The sequence below is a fragment of the Leucobacter sp. 1207-22 genome, from assembly GCF_052850455.1.
Map to the genome: position 1 here is coordinate 130,227 of NZ_VXCR01000002.1, position 16,237 is coordinate 146,463.

At 59.6% G+C, this 16,237-nt stretch carries 13 protein-coding genes and 1 other RNA gene; 8 read left to right on the top strand and 6 right to left on the bottom strand.

Features of this window, described 5'->3' with window-relative positions; all coding sequences use genetic code 11:
* The first annotated feature begins 25 nt into the window (after positions 1-25).
* The 5 genes from FW756_RS03760 (at position 26) to rnpB (ending at position 3,758) form a co-directional block, all read left to right on the top strand.
* The gene (locus tag FW756_RS03760) at positions 26-1,057 is read left to right on the top strand and encodes a methionine ABC transporter ATP-binding protein (protein ID WP_446428850.1); all 1,032 of its coding nucleotides are present in this window, start codon (positions 26-28) and stop codon (positions 1,055-1,057) included.
* On the top strand, positions 1,057-1,722 hold the full coding sequence (locus FW756_RS03765) for a methionine ABC transporter permease (protein ID WP_188024329.1): 666 nt from the start codon (positions 1,057-1,059) through the stop codon (positions 1,720-1,722). The genes FW756_RS03760 and FW756_RS03765 overlap by 1 nt, the downstream gene beginning before the upstream one ends.
* 2 nt (positions 1,723-1,724) lie before the next feature.
* The gene (locus FW756_RS03770; RefSeq protein ID WP_446428851.1) at positions 1,725-2,552 is read left to right on the top strand and encodes a Nif3-like dinuclear metal center hexameric protein; all 828 of its coding nucleotides are present in this window, start codon (positions 1,725-1,727) and stop codon (positions 2,550-2,552) included.
* 40 nt (positions 2,553-2,592) lie between these two features.
* Positions 2,593-3,324 carry a zinc ribbon domain-containing protein gene (locus FW756_RS03775; protein WP_446428852.1) on the top strand — a complete coding sequence of 244 codons (732 nt, stop codon included), beginning with the start codon at positions 2,593-2,595 and terminating at the stop codon, positions 3,322-3,324.
* Positions 3,325-3,384: 60 nt separating this feature from the next.
* Positions 3,385-3,758, top strand: an RNA gene (gene rnpB, locus FW756_RS03780) — RNase P RNA component class A.
* A 138-nt stretch (positions 3,759-3,896) separates the two neighbouring features.
* Here rnpB and map read toward each other — a convergent pair.
* The gene (gene map / locus FW756_RS03785; RefSeq protein WP_446428853.1) at positions 3,897-4,766 is read right to left on the bottom strand and encodes a type I methionyl aminopeptidase; all 870 of its coding nucleotides are present in this window, start codon (positions 4,764-4,766) and stop codon (positions 3,897-3,899) included.
* 50 nt (positions 4,767-4,816) lie between these two features.
* Between map and FW756_RS03790 the strand changes: the two genes are divergently transcribed.
* The 3 genes from FW756_RS03790 to FW756_RS03800 all read left to right on the top strand — a co-directional run bounded on the left by FW756_RS03790 (position 4,817) and on the right by FW756_RS03800 (position 9,488).
* Entirely contained in the window at positions 4,817-5,023 is a 207-nt protein-coding gene (locus FW756_RS03790; protein ID WP_446428854.1) for a methionine aminopeptidase, read from the top strand.
* 68 nt (positions 5,024-5,091) lie between these two features.
* A complete protein-coding gene (gene glnA / locus FW756_RS03795; protein ID WP_446428855.1) occupies positions 5,092-6,429 on the top strand; it encodes a type I glutamate--ammonia ligase in 1,338 nt (445 codons plus the stop codon).
* Between the two features lie 5 nt (positions 6,430-6,434).
* On the top strand, positions 6,435-9,488 hold the full coding sequence (locus tag FW756_RS03800) for a bifunctional [glutamine synthetase] adenylyltransferase/[glutamine synthetase]-adenylyl-L-tyrosine phosphorylase (protein WP_446428856.1): 3,054 nt from the start codon (positions 6,435-6,437) through the stop codon (positions 9,486-9,488).
* A gap of 233 nt (positions 9,489-9,721) precedes the next feature.
* Here the strand turns inward: FW756_RS03800 and glnA (FW756_RS03805) are convergent, their stop codons facing one another.
* From glnA (FW756_RS03805) to lpdA, 5 genes are all read right to left on the bottom strand, one after another.
* On the bottom strand, positions 9,722-11,146 hold the full coding sequence (glnA, locus tag FW756_RS03805) for a type I glutamate--ammonia ligase (protein WP_446428857.1): 1,425 nt from the start codon (positions 11,144-11,146) through the stop codon (positions 9,722-9,724).
* Positions 11,147-11,193: 47 nt separating this feature from the next.
* Complete coding sequence (locus FW756_RS03810; protein ID WP_446428858.1) at positions 11,194-11,619, bottom strand: RDD family protein; 426 nt, start codon at positions 11,617-11,619, stop codon at positions 11,194-11,196.
* A gap of 6 nt (positions 11,620-11,625) precedes the next feature.
* Positions 11,626-12,321, bottom strand: a complete 696-nt coding sequence (locus tag FW756_RS03815; RefSeq protein ID WP_446428859.1) for a DUF4191 domain-containing protein — start codon at positions 12,319-12,321, stop codon at positions 11,626-11,628.
* A gap of 681 nt (positions 12,322-13,002) precedes the next feature.
* Complete coding sequence (gene sucB, locus FW756_RS03820; RefSeq protein ID WP_446428860.1) at positions 13,003-14,649, bottom strand: 2-oxoglutarate dehydrogenase, E2 component, dihydrolipoamide succinyltransferase; 1,647 nt, start codon at positions 14,647-14,649, stop codon at positions 13,003-13,005.
* A gap of 50 nt (positions 14,650-14,699) precedes the next feature.
* Positions 14,700-16,073: a dihydrolipoyl dehydrogenase gene (gene lpdA, locus FW756_RS03825; protein WP_446428861.1), complete on the bottom strand. Its 1,374-nt coding sequence runs from the start codon at positions 16,071-16,073 to the stop codon at positions 14,700-14,702.
* Positions 16,074-16,237: the final 164 nt, after the last annotated feature.

Genomic DNA, 16,237 nt, shown 5'->3' on the forward strand with positions numbered 1-16,237 from the left:
TTAGCTCGCACGAAAGGAGACGCTCATGACTCGCGTCACACTCACAGACGTATCGATGCAGTATCCGGGGCGCGGATCAAAGGACGCCACCCCGGTCCTCGCCGTCGATAATGTCTCAATTGACGTTGCCTCGGGCGAAATTCACGCGATCATCGGTTACTCCGGTGCTGGAAAGAGCACCCTGCTGCGGCTGGTGAACGGCCTCGAGCGAGCGACATCCGGCAGTATCACGGTTGGCGAGCAGGAGATTACTGCACTGCCTGAATCAAAGCTGCGTCAGGTACGCGGCGGGATTGGCATGATCTTCCAGCAGTTCAATCTCTTCCATTCGAAGAAGGTTGCAAAGAACGTCGAGTATCCGCTCATCGTTGCTGGTGTTCCGAAGGCGGAACGCGAAGCGCGGGTAGCTGAGCTGCTCGAGTTTGTCGGACTGTCTGACAAAGCAACTTCGTACACTGACCAGCTATCTGGCGGACAGAAGCAGCGCGTGGGTATTGCGCGTGCGCTAGCGACACGGCCGGGGCTGTTGCTCGCTGACGAAGCCACGAGCGCGCTTGACCCGCAGACTTCTCAGGAGGTCCTCGCCCTGTTGAAGCGTGTGAACGCTGAGCTCGGCATCACGATCATCTTGATCACCCACGAGATGGAAGTCGTGCGTGAGATCGCTGACCGTGTCACCGTCATGTCTGGTGGCGTCGCCGTCGAGCAGGGCGAGGTCTACGAGGTCTTCTCAAACCCGCAGGCGGAGACCACGAGTCGCTTCGTCGCGACAGCGTTGCCGACGCTGCCAGACCAGGTACATCTTGACAAGCTCAAAGAACGGCACCGCGGCCGCATCGTCTCGCTGAAGTTCCGTGACGGAGATGTGGATCAGCCCGTTGTGTTCCAAACACTTGCCGATCGGGGTGTTGGTGTGAACATTATCCACGGTGGCATTACCGATGTCGGCGGCCGCAGCTTTGGTCGTCTCACTCTTGAACTTATCGGCGACGACGTGCGCGTCGAACATGCAGTGGCCGCACTCGGCCAGGTTGCAGAACTGGAGGTGCTTGTCTAATGGATCGGCTACTTGATCTGATTTCTGACGGCAAGCTGCTGGAAGCTGTCGTACAAACGCTGACTTACGTGTCGATTGCGCTCGGTGTCGGTGGATTCCTCGGGCTCCTGCTTGGCGTGCTCCTCACCGTCACTCGGCAGGGCGGCCTGTTGCAGAACCGCCCGGTCTACTGGGTGTTGAACTTCTTGGTGAACTTCTTCCGCCCGATTCCATTCGTCGTGCTGATCGCTGCCCTGCAGCCTCTCGCGCGTCTGGTCGTCGGCGTCGGTATTGGAGATAAGGCACTTATCTTTGTGCTCTCCTTCGCAGCGACTTTCGGTATTTCGAGGCTCGTTGAGCAGAACCTCTTGACAGTGTCGCCCGGCGTGATCGAAGCGGCGCGCGCGATGGGCGCTGGCCCGATCCGCACGATCTTTACGGTCTTGATTCCCGAAGGTCTTGGCCCACTCATCCTGGGGTACACGTTCGCGTTCGTCGCGATTGTGGACATGACCGCGATGGCTGGCGCGATAGGCGGAGGTGGCCTTGGTCAGCTCGCGCTGCAGTACGGCTACCGTCAGTTCAACCCGTGGGTTACTTGGACCGCGGTGCTGATTATCATTGCGCTAGTACAGGTTGTGCAGCTGCTGGGTAACTGGCTCGCACGCAAGCTCCTTCGGAGGTAGTCATGAGTGAATACGTACTTGCTGATCTGCGCGCAGTCGCTGAGGACTTTTGGCCAGTAGAAACGGCTGCGTCGTGGGACCAGGTAGGTCTAGTGACTGGCCGTGACGCACAGCCGATCACGCGTGTGCTGCTCGCGGTAGACGCGGTCGCCGCAACTGTCGATGAGGCCATCGAGTGGGGCGCTGATGCGTTGCTGACGCACCACCCGCTCCTTTTGCGTGGGATCCATACGGTTGCTGAGGACACCGCCAAGGGTGCCTTGCTCGCGCGGCTCATTCGCGCGGAATGTGCGCTGATTGCGGCGCACACAAACGCAGACGCTCCCGAGGAGGGAGTTTCTGATGTCATCGCTCAGCGACTCGGCCTACTCGGCGCCATTCCCATTGAGCCAGGCGCGGATCCGATGTCAGGGATCGGTCGAGTCGGTACTCTCGTCGCATCCGTCACGCTTCGTGAATTTGCGGATCGCGTGAACAACGTCATGCCTCAGACCGTGACGGGCGTGCGTGTTGCAGGCGATCCTGACCGCAAGGTGAGTCGCGTTGCACTCTGCGGTGGCGCAGGAGACAGTTTGCTTGCGCATCCTGCAGTGCTTGAGGCCGATGTGTATGTCACCAGCGACCTTCGCCATCACCCTGCGCAGGAAGCCATTGAGGCGGCGAATGTCGCCGGGGGACCGGCGCTCATTGATGTTGCGCACTGGGCTAGCGAGTCGCTGTGGCTTGCCGGTGCAGCGGAACGATTGAGCGCGAGGCTGCCGGGCGTTGAGTTCCGGGTCAGCGACCTGCGCACCGACCCGTGGACCTTTGCGGTGGGGGCCGAGCGCTGATTTTCAGTTGACGTGCGTCTGGCGCGGTAGGATTGCAACCATGAAGGCTCTTCCGCGTCAGCAGCACTTGCTGCTTGATCTCCAGGCTCTTGACCATAACCTCGCTCGACTGCATCGTATGCCCGGTCAGTTGCCAGAACGGGCCGAGCTTGCCGCGATTGAGGGGGAGCGCGTGGCATCACGCGATGCGTTCCTCGCAGCGCAGCGTGAGTCTGACACAGTCGCGCTTGAGCTTGCGCGGTTTGGCTCTGATGTGAAGCTCGCTGCAGAGCGCCGTGCACACGATGAGAAGTTGCTTGCAGAGGCGACTGATCCAAAGCACGCTATCGCCATCCAGAGCGAGATCGACGCGCTCTCACGCCGTCAGGCGTTGCTGGAGGAGCAGGAATTTGCTGCAACCGAGGCAGCTGAAGCCGTATCGGCCAAGCTCGCCGCAGCAGAGGCCGATTACCACGGCATCGATGAACGCCGCGCACTCGTGCAGGCGCGACTCGCCGCAGCCGAGAAGCAGATCGCTGAAGATCTTGCGCAGGCAAAAGAAGACCGTGCCGGTCTCGCTGCTGAAATTCAAGGTGACCTGCTTGCACTGTACGAGGAGACCCGTGCGCAGGTGGGCATCGGCGCTGCACGCTTGCGCGGCAATGTTTCCGAGGGCAGCAACATGGCGCTTTCGCCAGCTGAGATGAGCACGGTGCTTGAAGCGCCAGTCGATGAGGTTATTTTCTGCCCAGGCTCTGGCGCGATTCTCGTTCGGGTGATCGACGAAGACTAAGTCTTTCCCTCTTGCAACCGTTCGCGTCGGCCCGTCGGGTGGAGTAAACTGGCTCCTGGAATGGGCCGACGGACGGTCGCGTCACGTTGTGTTTGCACGGCGTGCCGAGGAAAGTCCGGGCTCCGCAGGGAAGAACGGTGGATAACGTCCACTCGGGGCAACCCGCGAGAAAGTGCAACAGAGAGTAGACCGCCATGGTTGGTTCGCCAGCTCGGGTAAGGGTGAAAAGGTGGTGTAAGAGACCACCGGCGCTCGTGGTGACACGGGCGGCCAGGTAAACCTCGTTCGGAGCAAGGCCAGATAGTAGGCGATGAGGCGTCCCGCTGAGTCTACGGGTAGGCTGCTAGAGCCGGTCGGCAACGGCCGGTCGAGAGAGATGACCGTCGCCGCGAGCATTCGCGGTACAGGACCCGGCTTACAGTTGGCCCATTCCTTCTTCGAAATCATTCGTCTTTGTCATCGCAGTGTGGCGATCCACCGACATGATGGTGATCTCGGAGCGCCGGAGCACACAGTACAGCGCGGAAGTCGACCAAGGTCAACTCCCGCGCTATATCTTTGCCTCTGTGGGGTTACTCCGAGACGGTGAGAAGCTCGAAACCATCCTCGCGGATCACGACCGTGTGTTCGAACTGCGCCGTGATCGACTTGTCACGTGTCGTGACAGTCCAGCCGTCGTCCCACTGGGACCACTCGTGCGTGCCGAGCGTGAGCATCGGTTCCACGGTGAAGACCATGCCTGGCTTGATGACATCCGCATAGCTGGGCGCCGAGTCGTAGTGCGGAATGATGAGTCCAGAGTGGAATGATGAGCCAACACCGTGACCGGTGAAATCGCGTACGACACCGTAGCCGAATCGCTTCGCATAGGTCTCGATAACGCGGCCGATGATGTTCACTTCGCGACCGGGACGAGCAGCCTTAATGCCTCGCATCATCGCCTCGTGTGTGCGTTGGATGAGGAGATCGACCTCTTCCGAAACCTCTCCAACACGATACGTGCGGTTCGTATCGCCGTGGTATCCGTCAAGATATGCCGTCACATCGACGTTCACGATGTCGCCCTCGCGGAGAACTGTGTCGTCTGGGATGCCGTGGCAGATCACCTCGTTCACCGACGTGCATGACGAAGCGCGGTAGCCGCGGTACCCAAGCGTCGAGGGGTAGGCGCCGGCGCCGATGACGTATTCGTGCGCGATGCGGTCGATCTCTGCGGTCGTAATGCCTGGGCGGATCGCTTCTCCGACAGCATCGAGAGCACGGGACGCGATGCGTCCGGCTGCGCGGATGCGGTCAATCTCATCGGGGGTGTACGTGTTGTCGCCGGTGTATGGCGGGGGCGTTTCAAGGCCCACGTACGGCGGACGCTGGATGTCGGCGGGAACTGCACGAGGAGCAGGATACGCGCCGGGAATAATTTGACCATGACTATCGAACGGCATAGCTCTAGTCTAGGAGTTAAGAATCCACTACCAACTTGGAGGAGGCTGTCATGAGCAAGAAAGACTGGGGCGTCGACGATTCAGGCGATACCTACTGGTTCAACGACAAGACCGGCGAAGTTGAATACGGACCGCAGTCGATGGGCATCGACCGCATCGGCCCCTTCAAGACAGCCGAAGAAGCTGCGCACGCAAAAGAGACACTTGCGGAGCGCGCTCGCCAGTGGGCTGCTGAAGACGAGGAAGACAGCTACTAATTCCTCTGAGCTTCGTTGCTCGCCAGGCTTCTCAATCCCCATTCACCCCTCACTCGCAAGGAAATTACATGAGCAAGCAACGTGACTACGTCCTGCGCACCATCGAAGAACGACGCGTGAAGTTTGTGCGTCTCTGGTTTACCGATGTTGCGGGCGCGTTGAAGTCTGTTGCGCTTTCGCCCGCTGAAGTTGAGGCCGCTTTTACCGAGGGCATCGGTTTCGACGGTTCGGCGATTGAGGGACTTACCAGGGCATATGAGTCTGACCTCATTGCGATTCCTGATCCGTCGACGTTCAAGCTTTTGCCGTGGCGTGGCGAAACTGAGCCGACGGCAAGCATGTTCTGCGACATCCATACCCCGAATGGTGAGCCGTCCGTGGCGGATCCGCGCAACGTTCTCAAGCGAACGCTCGAGAGCGCTGCTGACATGGGTTTCAAGTTCTTCACGCATCCGGAGATAGAGTTCTACCTCTTCAAATCGAAGGAGTTCGGCCCCGATGGTCCGATTCCCGTCGATCGCGCCGGGTACTTCGACAATGTTCCGGGTGGCACGGCTCATGATTTTCGTCGTGAGAGCGTGAACATGCTTGAGGAACTCGGCATCTCTGTGGAGTTCAGCCATCACGAAGCTGGTCCCGGCCAGAATGAAATCGATCTGCGGTACGCAGATGCACTCACGACTGCGGACAACATCATGATGTTCCGATCGGTAGTGAAGGAAGTGGCGATCGCCCAGGGGGTACACGCCACGTTTATGCCGAAGCCACTCGCAGGACAGCCTGGTTCCGGCATGCACACGCACCTATCGCTCTTTGAGGGCGACACGAACGCGTTCTTTGATCCGAGTGCGAAGTATCAAATGTCAGTTACCGCTCGACGCTTTGTTGCTGGCCTGCTAAAGCACGCGCCCGAGATCACCGCCGTCACGAACCAGTACGTGAACTCGTACAAGCGGTTGTGGGGTGGCGACGAAGCGCCCTCATTTGTGAGCTGGGGGCACAACAATCGATCCGCGCTTGTTCGCGTGCCGCTGTACAAGCCAGGCAAAGGCAACGCCGCGCGAATCGAATACCGAGCAATGGACACCGCGGTGAATCCATACCTTGGTTTCTCTGTGCTGCTTGCAGCCGGGCTCAAGGGTATCCGCGAAGAGTACGAGTTGCCGCCTGAGGCTGAGGAAAACATCTGGGAGTTGAGTCAAGGCGAGCGCCGGGTAATGGGATTTGATCCGCTTCCGCAGAGTCTCGAACATGCCCTCGCCGTCATGGAACGTTCTGAGCTCGTTGCGGAGACGCTGGGCGAACAGGTGTTCGCGTACTTGCTGCGTGACAGCCGTCAAGAAGTTGAGGCGTACCGTCGCCAGGTGACACAATTCGAACTCAAGACCATGTTGGACACGATCTAGCAACAATGAACACCACTGATCCAGCCCGTGGCCGTACCTCCGGGGTGACGCTTGGCGCGTTCGCGAAGGCTGGTTTTGACCGGCTGAGTGAAGCCAGGGAGCGTCTTGCTGAGGTTGCCGACGCCGTAGGTGTCGAACTCCCGGTACTGCTGCAGGCGGCCTCGCACGCAGCGGACCCAGATACTGCTCTCGCGCTCACACAGCGGATCGTCAACGATCTTCCAGATGCGCTGGAATATCTTGGCGATGATGTCGTGCGTTGGCATCGTTGGTGGCTGCTGACTGGTTCGTCTGCGGCACTGGGGGAGTTCCTCTATCGAAACCCAGAAGTCATACCTCGGTTGATGAGTCAAGACGGTACGGTTGCGACGCTTGAGCAGGCAAAGGCTGAGCTTCTTGCGGCCGTGCAGAGCGAAGAAACGTCTTCCGAACTGCTCGTGGGGGAGCCGGGGAGCACTGCACTGCGCGTTGCATACCGCGTGCTGCTCGCAGAACTCATGCTGTGGGACCTCAACGAAGGGTTGGCCGGCAGGGCGATTGAGGCGGTGAGCGTCACCTCGGAGGCACTCACCTCCCTCGCTGACGCGGCAATCGAAGTGGGCCTTCTTGTTGCGCGGGCTGGGCTCGCAGCAGGCGCAGCTGGCCCTGCAGTGTCATCTTCCAGACTCGAGGCATTGCAGCTTGCGGTCATCGGCATGGGGAAGTGCGGTGCACGCGAACTCAATGTCGTCTCTGATGTAGACGTTATCTATGTCGCAGGCACAGCCAATGAGGACGTGCTAGACGGGGACGCACTGATCCGCGTTGCAACACGACTCGCAAGCGAGCTCATGCGCGTCATTCATGACCCGGGGTTCGAACCAGCGCTGTGGGAGATCGATCCAAACTTGCGGCCAGAAGGTCGTCAGGGCGCACTCGTACGCACGCTCGGCTCCATGCGGGCCTATTACGAGCGTTGGGCAAAGGCCTGGGAGTTCCAAGCTCTCATGAAAGCGCGAGCGATTGCGGGCGATCGTGAGCTTGGCGAGGCCTTTGTCGCGTTTACCCGCCCCATGGTGTGGTCTTCGGGAGGGCGAGAAGACTTTGTCGGCTCCGTGCAGCGCATGCGCGAACGCGTGACCGAGCACATTGCGCTTGAAGACGTCGAATATCAGCTCAAGCTTGGCCCAGGCGGCCTGCGCGACATCGAGTTCAGCGTGCAGCTCTTGCAACTGGTGCACGGTCAGTACGATGAGCGTCTGCACCGTAGCGGAACCCTCGAGTCGCTTGCCGCGCTTGTTGCCGGTGGCTATGTCGCCCGCAGCGATGGTGACCGGCTGGTCGAGGCATACCGTTTCTTGCGTGTGCTTGAGCACCGACTGCAACTTCGTGACCTCCGTCGGACGGCATTGATGCCTCGCGATGAGGAGGAGTTGCGAATACTTGCACGGTCAAGCCAGCTTGCTGAGGGCGCGAGACCGCTCGTGGAAAGCTGGGAACAGGTCAAGCGCGATGTTCGCCGTCTGCATCTCAAGATCTTTTATGCGCCGCTGCTCAGCGCGGTGTCGGAACTGCCAGACGAAGAATTCGTGCTTGGCTCTGACGAGGCGCGAGCGCGACTGCAGAGTATCGGTTTCAGGGACCCAGAGGGGGCGTTCCGCCACCTTGCAGCCCTCACCAGAGGGACCTCGCGACGAGCGAAGATTCACCGAAACCTCGCACCCGTTCTCCTACAGTGGCTGGCAGACGGTACTGACCCGGACTTCGGCCTCCTCGCGTTCAGGCGTGTGAGCGAGGCGAACACAGATAAGCAGTGGTATCTCCGTCTCCTTCGTGACGGCTATGAGGCAGCGGAGCGACTCACCGGCGTGCTCTCAAACTCGCGATTCATAGCCGACCTTCTCGAGACCACTCCCAACGCGGTTGCTTGGCTTGAACGTGATGACCAATTGCGTCCAGTCGGTTTCGATCAACTCCGTGGTGAAATGCGGGCATTGACATCTCGTCGCTCAAATGTAGCCGAAGCAGGGAGAGCGCTTCGCGATGTTCACAGGCGAGAAGTCCTCCGATTGGCAATGGGACGAGTGGTTGGCGTGCTCACTGAACGCGACGTCTCGCTCGGGCTCGACGCCGCGCACACCGCATTGCTCGACAGCCTCTTGCTTGCCGTGCGAGAACACGGCGACGAGATTGCAAGCTCACTCGAGATCTCACTGATTGCGATGGGTCGGTACGGCGGTGGAGAGCTAGGGTTTGCCTCAGACATCGATTTGATCGCTGTGTACCGCGCCCCAGAAGATGTGCCAGCTGACAAAGCGCAGCGTGCAGCGGTCAAGCTCGTCAGCGAGATGAAGCAACTGGTGTCGGACCCACGCTTTTCTGTTGACCTTGACTTTGACCTTCGGCCTGAGGGAAAGAACGGCCCGCTCGTGCGGAGCCTCAGCTCATATCGGAGCTATTATCAGCGATGGTCGGTCGACTGGGAAGCGCAGGCGCTCCTGCGAGCCCGGGCCGTTGCGGGTGACGCAGAACTTGGGCAGACGTTTATCGAACTTGCGGACGAGATTCGGTACCCCGCTGCCTTCAGTGACGAACAAGTCCGAGAAGTGCGACGGATCAAAGCGCGCGTCGAGGCGGAGCGACTACCACAGGGCGCAAACCCGAAACTGCACCTGAAGCTCGGGCCAGGGGGAATCTCTGACGTGGAGTGGCTTGTGCAGCTACTCCAGCTCCAGCACGGGGCAAAGACGCCTGCGATGCGCACTTCGGCGACGCTAGAGGCGCTCAGCGCTGCTGTTGAGGCAGGGTGGATTGAGCTCCCGGACGCAGAGCTGCTGCAGGAGTCCTGGGAGTATGCGAGTACCATCCGATCCGCGCTCAAACTCGCGTCTGGTCGAGCGAGTGATGTGCTGCCGACGGACTGGGCACAGCTCGTTGGAGTCGCTGGAATTCTTGGACATCCGAGGGACCAAACCACGGAGTTGAGCGAACGCTGGCTGTCACTCTCGCGACGTGCCCGTGCGGTGTTTGAACGAGAGTTCTTTGGCTACGAGGAGCCCCCGCTGTACACCGCGTACTGACGTGTAACCTGTTGTTCGCAGAGCCGTTACCGTCAATCTCTGGTGTTTCTTATGCGCCCGACTTACTGTGGAGATATGAAATATCTGCAGCAAATTCTCGAATCGCTGCTCGCGGAAACGGACTACGAGGTCGCCGACGAAGCAGAGGCATGAGCGCGAAAGCTCTCCCGACAAGACGAAAGCCTCGTGGATCACACTGAAGTGAACCGCGAGGCTTTCGTCTTGTCAGCTATTTAGCAGCCGAAGTACATCTCGAACTCGTAGGGGTGAGGACGAAGCGTCATCGGAACAATCTCAGTCTCGCGCTTGAGATCGATCCAGGTCTTGATGAGTTCTTCGGTGAACACGCCACCCTCGAGCAGGTATGCGTGGTCTGCTTCGAGAGCGCTGAGTGCGGCCTCAAGGTTCTGAGGTACCTGCGGGATGTTCTGAGCTTCCTCAGGAGGCAGCTCGTAGAGATCCTTATCGATCGGAGCGATCGGCTCAATGCGGTTACGGATACCGTCGATACCGGCCATGAGCTGTGCCGCGAATGCGAGGTAGGGGTTGCCTGACGCATCAGGAGCGCGGAACTCAATGCGCTTAGCCTTGGGGTTCGAACCCGTCAGCGGGATACGAACGGCCGCAGAACGGTTACCTGCAGAGTACGCCAGGTTAATCGGCGCCTCGTAGCCCTTGACCAGGCGACGGTAGCTGTTGATGGTTGGGTTCGTGAACGCGAGCAGCGATGGTGCGTGGTGCAGAATGCCACCGATGTACCAACGTGCGGTGTCCGAAAGGCCTGCGTAGCCTTCCTCGTCGAAGAAGAGTGGCTCGCCATCCTTCCAGAGCGACATGTGGGTGTGCATGCCCGAACCAGCATCACCGAAGACGGGCTTCGGCATAAAGGTTGCGGTCTTGCCCCACAGCTCTGCCGTGTTCTTAACGATGTACTTGAACTTCAGCAGGTCGTCTGCCGAGTTCACCATCGTATCGAAGCGGTAGTTAATCTCTGCCTGGCCGGGAGCACCAACCTCATGGTGTGCACGCTCGAGCTTCAGGCCAGCCTCAATGAGACGAACCGAGATGTCGTCGCGCAGATCAGCCTGCTTGTCGACAGGCGAAACGGGGAAGTAGCCGCCCTTGAGGCGGGTGGTGTTGCCAAGGTTGCCGCCCTCAACCCTTGCGGCTGAGTTCCAGTACGCCTCTTCCGAGTCAATCTCGTAGAAGGTACGGTTTGGCTTTGTCTCATAGCGAACCGAGTCAAGAATGTAGAACTCAGCTTCGGGAGCAAAGAAGGCGGTGTCTGCGATGCCGGTCGAAGCGAGGAATCGCTCAGCCTTCTTCGCGACCTGACGTGGATCCTTTGAGAAGATCTCACCGGTGCGTGGGTTGAAAATATCGCAGAGAATAATGAGGGTGCGCTCGGCGCGGAACTGGTCAATGTAGCAAGTGGTTACATCGGGAATCAGCTGAAGGTCGCTCTCAGCAATGCCAACAAACCCGCGAATCGATGAGCCGTCAAACATCTGTCCAACTTCGAAGAAGTCTTCATCAACAGCTGCGCCGGGGATATTGAAGTGCTGCTGCACGCCCGGGAGATCTGTGAAACGAATGTCGAGGAACTTGACGTCCGTTTCCTGAATGTAATCGATGACTTCTTGGGGCGTTTTGAACATGTGGTTCCTTAGCATCTGAAGACGTACGCGTCTGTAACAGTTTACAGTTACGCGGTGCGGATGAGTACCGTGCCCGCGATTTTGTCGTGGAATCCACGCTGATCTGAGTCCCAAACCAAGACGGGAATCACGAGGACGAGCAGAACTGTACGAACAATGGGGCGCCACAGTCCGACCCAGGTCCCGTTCAGCGAGACGACACGCATTCCGGTAAGTCGGTGTCCGATCGATCCGCCGATCGTTGGAATGAAGACGATCTGCAGTGCCATAAAGAACACAAGGTTCCAGACGCTTGCGAGCTCGCCACCGATCAGGAAGTACGCAGGAATTGCTGCGAGTGCCCAATCAATGCAGATTGCAAGAAAACGGCGACCTACGCGGCCGACGGACCGGGGACCGTCTTCGGGGAGACCGAGACGTTCCCCGGGCCACGTGCTGGGCGCCAGGTCGCCAAACTTCTGAGGTTGTGCCACGGCGATTTAGCGGGGCTTGCCTGCGGAACGGACGCGGTTGGGGTCCATGCCCTTGGGGATACCAACGGGTGAAGCCTGAAGCGATGAAAGGCGGTTGAAGACAGCCTGCACCTCGTTGCGGTTGAGCTTCGGCTTGAGCTTCGTGAGTTCCTTCGAAAGCTTTGCGAGCGGGATGCCACCCTCGTCGGGGCCAACGTAGAGGTGAACGACCTCAACGTTCATCATCGCGCGCTTCACCTTGCGCTCTTCTTCTTGTGCCATGCGGCGGGTGCGCTGCAGCGAACCTTCGGAAATCAGCACGACGCCGCCACGGCCAACGACACGGTAGACGGCATCCTGCTGGCGATTAATTGCAACGGGAACCTCGGATCCGCGCCAGCTGCGGCGGAGTGCGCTCTGAACAATTGCGCCAACCGCACCAGCGCGGCCTTCGATCTGGCTGTAAGCCATTGCCTCGGCGCGGCGACCAAGTACGATCATCGCAACCAAGAGACCAACGAGTGCGCCAGTCACGCACCAGAGAATCCAGCCGATCCAGTTTGAATGCAGGAGGAGTGCTACGAGCACGCCTGCGAGGATCGGGCCGACGAACGACACGATCATGAGAGGCGTCAGTGCCCGGTCATGTACGCGTGTGTTCTGGTAGACCTGCACCATTTGCTTGATGCGGCCCGGTGCCTTCTGCTGCTTGTCCTTTGCCATACCTTCTAGAGTACCGCTTCTTGGGTCGGGGATTTGACCTGTTCGCCGTAAGCCGGTGCAACTCTCCACACCGAGAAATACTCGTGCGTCTCGCAAACGCGTGGATCCGGCAGAATGTACCGCCAGGGAAGGAGCCAACCCCCATGTCGGAACAAACACAAGCACGGGCTGGGGTCACCGTAGCGAGTCTCATTTTGCAGCTGCTGCGGCGAGCGTGCGTCGCTCACGAGAACGGGAACTGCTTGGGCGTGCGCTTGGACCTTGCTTTTGACTGGAACGGTGTCGATCTCCGACCTCGGGGGCGAACGACTGGCCGCGAGTGGCCCCGCAGCCTCGCAGGGTGGCGTTTGGCGCGGATCACTCAGCTTGGTGTTGCTCACAGCAGGGGAGGACATGAAACTGGTTGCGCGAGTATCGGTGTGTCGCTTCGCGAGCTCGCGCAGCTCGTTGCGCGATACGACCCGTCCCATGTCGGTGACTATCTCTTGGAGGGCGTGAGTGCCTGTGCGTCGGAGCTTGAATGTGAAGATCGCCCTCCGATGGGGCGAGAGCTATTCGAAATATTGCAGGCCGAAATCCAGTCGAGAATTCACGTACCAAGCTGACTCCAACTGGTGTCGACGACGGGAAAACGTGCGGGCCCCTGGATAACTCCAGGGGGCCCGCACGTTGATCGGCTGCTTAGATACCGAGGTCGTTTTCGAAGTTGCCTGCCTCGAGGCGCTGCTTCATCTGGCTGAGGAAGCGTGCCGCGTCTGCACCATCGATCGTTCGGTGGTCGTACGAGAGAGCGAGGTAGACCATTGAGCGGATCGCGATCGCATCGCCTTCGGGAGTCGATACCACGCCTGGCTTCTTGACAACTGCACCAGTGCCAAGGATGGCCGACTGCGGGAGGAACACGAGTGGAGTATCGAACAGCGCACCACGTGAACCGGTGTTGGTCAGTGTGAACGTGCCACCGCTGAGCTCGTCGGGAGTGAGCTTGTTGTCGCGTGTGCGAGCAGCGAGATCAGCAATGTCTGCTGCGATCTGAGAAATGTTCTTCGCGCCTGCATCCCGGAGAACCGGAGTGAGTAGGCCTCGTTCGGTGTCGACCGCGATTGCAATGTTCTCAGTCGACGGGTAGACAATTTCATTGTCTTCAACGGTCGAGTTGATGATCGGGTATGACTGCAGTGCTTCAGCCGCTGCAATAGCAAAGAACGGCATGAACGAGAGCTTGTTGCCAGTCTTCTGAAGGAACTCGTCCTTCTTCGCCTGACGGAGCTTGGCGACACGGGTAACGTCAACCTCAACCATTGTCGTGAGCTGAGCGGTGGCCTGCAGCGATGCTACGGCACGCTCGGCAATGACCTTACGGAGACGTGACATCTTCTGGCGCGTGCCACGAAGGTCTGAAACCTCGTGTGCGGCCGCTGCGGCAGCAACTGCGGGAGCCGCTGCTGGGGCGGGGGTCGCAGCTGGCTTCGGAGCTGCGGCGATGACGTCTTCCTTGCGGATACGTCCGCCGACGCCGGTGCCAGTAACAGACTCAAGATTGACGTTGAGATCCGAGGCGAGCTTGCGAACAATCGGGGTGACATAGTTCGGGTTCGATGCAGGCGCTGCAGGGGCCGGAGCTGCGGGCTGAGGTGCTGCAGCGGGAGCGGCAGGTGCTGCTGCTGCAGCTGCAGGGGCAGCGGGGGTGACGACTGCTGCGGGGGCAACAGGTGCTGCAGGTGCAGCAGGCGCGACCGCTCCGCTACCCACGCGAGCAAGTACTGCACCAACTTCAACGGACTCGTCTTCCTGCACGAGGATCTCCTGCAACACGCCTGCGACAGAAGAAGGGACCTCGGTGTCAACCTTGTCGGTTGAGACCTCAAGGAGTGGCTCGTCGACGGCAACGGTGTCACCAATGGCCTTGAGCCAGCGCGTGACGGTTCCTTCGGTGATGCTTTCACCGAGCGACGGGAGAACGATGTCCTGTGCGTCTGCGCCTGCAGGTGCGGCCGCGGGGGCAGGCGCTGCTGGTGCAGCCGGTGCCACGGGTGCAGCTGGAGCTGCGACAGGAGACGCTACAGGTGCAGCAGGTGCAGCTGCACCGCTACCGTCACCAATACGGACGAGAACTGCGCCGACCTCGGCGGTCTCGTCTTCCTGGACGAGGATCTCCTCAATAACGCCTGCTACGGGCGAGGGAATCTCAGTGTCGACCTTGTCTGTTGAGACCTCGAGCAACGGCTCGTCAACAGCAACAGTGTCGCCAACGTTCTTGAGCCAGCGGGTAACCGTACCCTCGGTGACACTCTCGCCCAGCGCGGGGAGGACTACCGATTCACTCATCGTGATTCTCCGTTTCTAAAATGCTTCGTAAAAGATTTGGGGTGCGTCGTTTAGAGCGCGTGAAGAGGCTTGCCAGCGAGCTTCAGCATCGCTTCGCCGATGGTTTCGTTCTGGGTCGGGTGTCCGTGAATAAACGGTGCGACGTCCTCGGGGTACGCCTCCCAGTTCACGATGAGCTGAGCTTCGCCGACGAGCTCACCGACACGAGCGCCGATCATGTGCACGCCAACGACAGGACCATCTACAACACGAACTGCCTTGACCGAACCGGCGGTACCGAGAATCGAGCTCTTCGCGTTGCCTGCGAGGTTGTACTCGTAGCTGGTGACCTTGTCTGCGCCGTACTTTTCCTTTGCAGCAGCCTCAGTGAGGCCTACCGATGCAATCTCGGGGTCGCAGTAGGTGACCTTCGGAATGTTGATGTCCTCAACAATGACGGGTGCCAGCCCAGCGATCTCTTCAGCAACGAAGATGCCTTGCTGGTAGCCGCGGTGTGCAAGCTGGAGGCCAGGGACGATGTCGCCGACTGCAAAGACGCCGGGAACATTCGTTGCGAGGCGCTCGTTGGTGAGGACGAATCCACGGTCCATAGAAATACCGACCTCTTCAAAGCCGAGACCTGCCGTCGCTGGTCCGCGGCCGACTGCAACAAGAAGGTAGTCCGCTGAAATAGCTGAACCGTCTTCGAGTGTGACCGTGACGCTCGAAGCGTCCTGTGTGACTGACTGGAAACGAATGCCGGTCTTGAAATCGATGCCGCGCTTTCGGAATGCGCGTTCGAGCTGCTTCGACACTGATTCCTCCTCGTTGGGTGCCAAACGAGGAAGGCCTTCGATAATGGTCACTTCAGCGCCGAATGAACGCCAGACACTTGCGAACTCGACACCAATGACGCCGCCACCGAGGACGATCACCTTCTGGGGGACCTCAGTCAGTTCGAGCGCGTGCTCACTGGTGATGACGCGGCCACCGATTTCGAGCCCGGGAAGCGAACGCGAGTACGAACCCGTTGCAAGGACGACATGCTTGCCGATGATCTGATCCGCACCCACCTGGACGGTGTTCGCAGCAATCAGTCGACCTTCACCAGCGATGACCGTGATGCCGTTGGCCTTGAGTAGGCCCTGCAGGCCTTTGTGCTTGCCCGCAACGAGGTTCGTGCGGAAAGCGTTCACGCCGGCCATATCGATGCCAGCAACGTTGGAAATGACGCCGTAAGCCGCACCTTCGCGCGCCACGTCAGCAATCTCAGCAGAGTGGAGAAGTGCCTTCGTCGGCACGCAACCGCGGTGGAGGCACGTGCCACCCAACTTGTCCTTCTCAATGACCGCTGCGGTCATGCCCAGCTGTCGAGCACGGATTGCGGTTGCGTATCCCGCGCTGCCACCGCCGAGAACGACGACGTCAAAATGCTGTTCGGTCACGTGGGCACTCCTTATAAAAGCGTTTCGTGTACTACATCTTCGTGTATAGCTTGCGCCGGGTAGGCGCGCACCCTCTCAGCCTACTACTCGTAGTGACCTTGGGCTGAAGATTGGAGTCAGGGTGTTCGCCAGTGGCGGATGCGCGTTCGTTCTGAGGCAAGGCA

Excerpts from the sequence above, each read along its gene's own strand:
- FW756_RS03760 (WP_446428850.1), top strand. The coding sequence starts at position 26 with ATGACTCGCGTCACACTCACAGACGTATCGATGCAGTATCCGGGGCGC.
- FW756_RS03765 (WP_188024329.1), top strand. The coding sequence starts at position 1,057 with ATGGATCGGCTACTTGATCTGATTTCTGACGGCAAGCTGCTGGAAGCT.
- FW756_RS03770 (WP_446428851.1), top strand. The coding sequence starts at position 1,725 with ATGAGTGAATACGTACTTGCTGATCTGCGCGCAGTCGCTGAGGACTTT.
- FW756_RS03775 (WP_446428852.1), top strand. The coding sequence starts at position 2,593 with ATGAAGGCTCTTCCGCGTCAGCAGCACTTGCTGCTTGATCTCCAGGCT.
- map (WP_446428853.1), bottom strand. The coding sequence starts at position 4,766 with ATGCCGTTCGATAGTCATGGTCAAATTATTCCCGGCGCGTATCCTGCT.
- FW756_RS03790 (WP_446428854.1), top strand. The coding sequence starts at position 4,817 with ATGAGCAAGAAAGACTGGGGCGTCGACGATTCAGGCGATACCTACTGG.
- glnA (WP_446428855.1), top strand. The coding sequence starts at position 5,092 with ATGAGCAAGCAACGTGACTACGTCCTGCGCACCATCGAAGAACGACGC.
- FW756_RS03800 (WP_446428856.1), top strand. The coding sequence starts at position 6,435 with ATGAACACCACTGATCCAGCCCGTGGCCGTACCTCCGGGGTGACGCTT.
- glnA (WP_446428857.1), bottom strand. The coding sequence starts at position 11,146 with ATGTTCAAAACGCCCCAAGAAGTCATCGATTACATTCAGGAAACGGAC.
- FW756_RS03815 (WP_446428859.1), bottom strand. The coding sequence starts at position 12,321 with ATGGCAAAGGACAAGCAGCAGAAGGCACCGGGCCGCATCAAGCAAATG.
- sucB (WP_446428860.1), bottom strand. The coding sequence starts at position 14,649 with ATGAGTGAATCGGTAGTCCTCCCCGCGCTGGGCGAGAGTGTCACCGAG.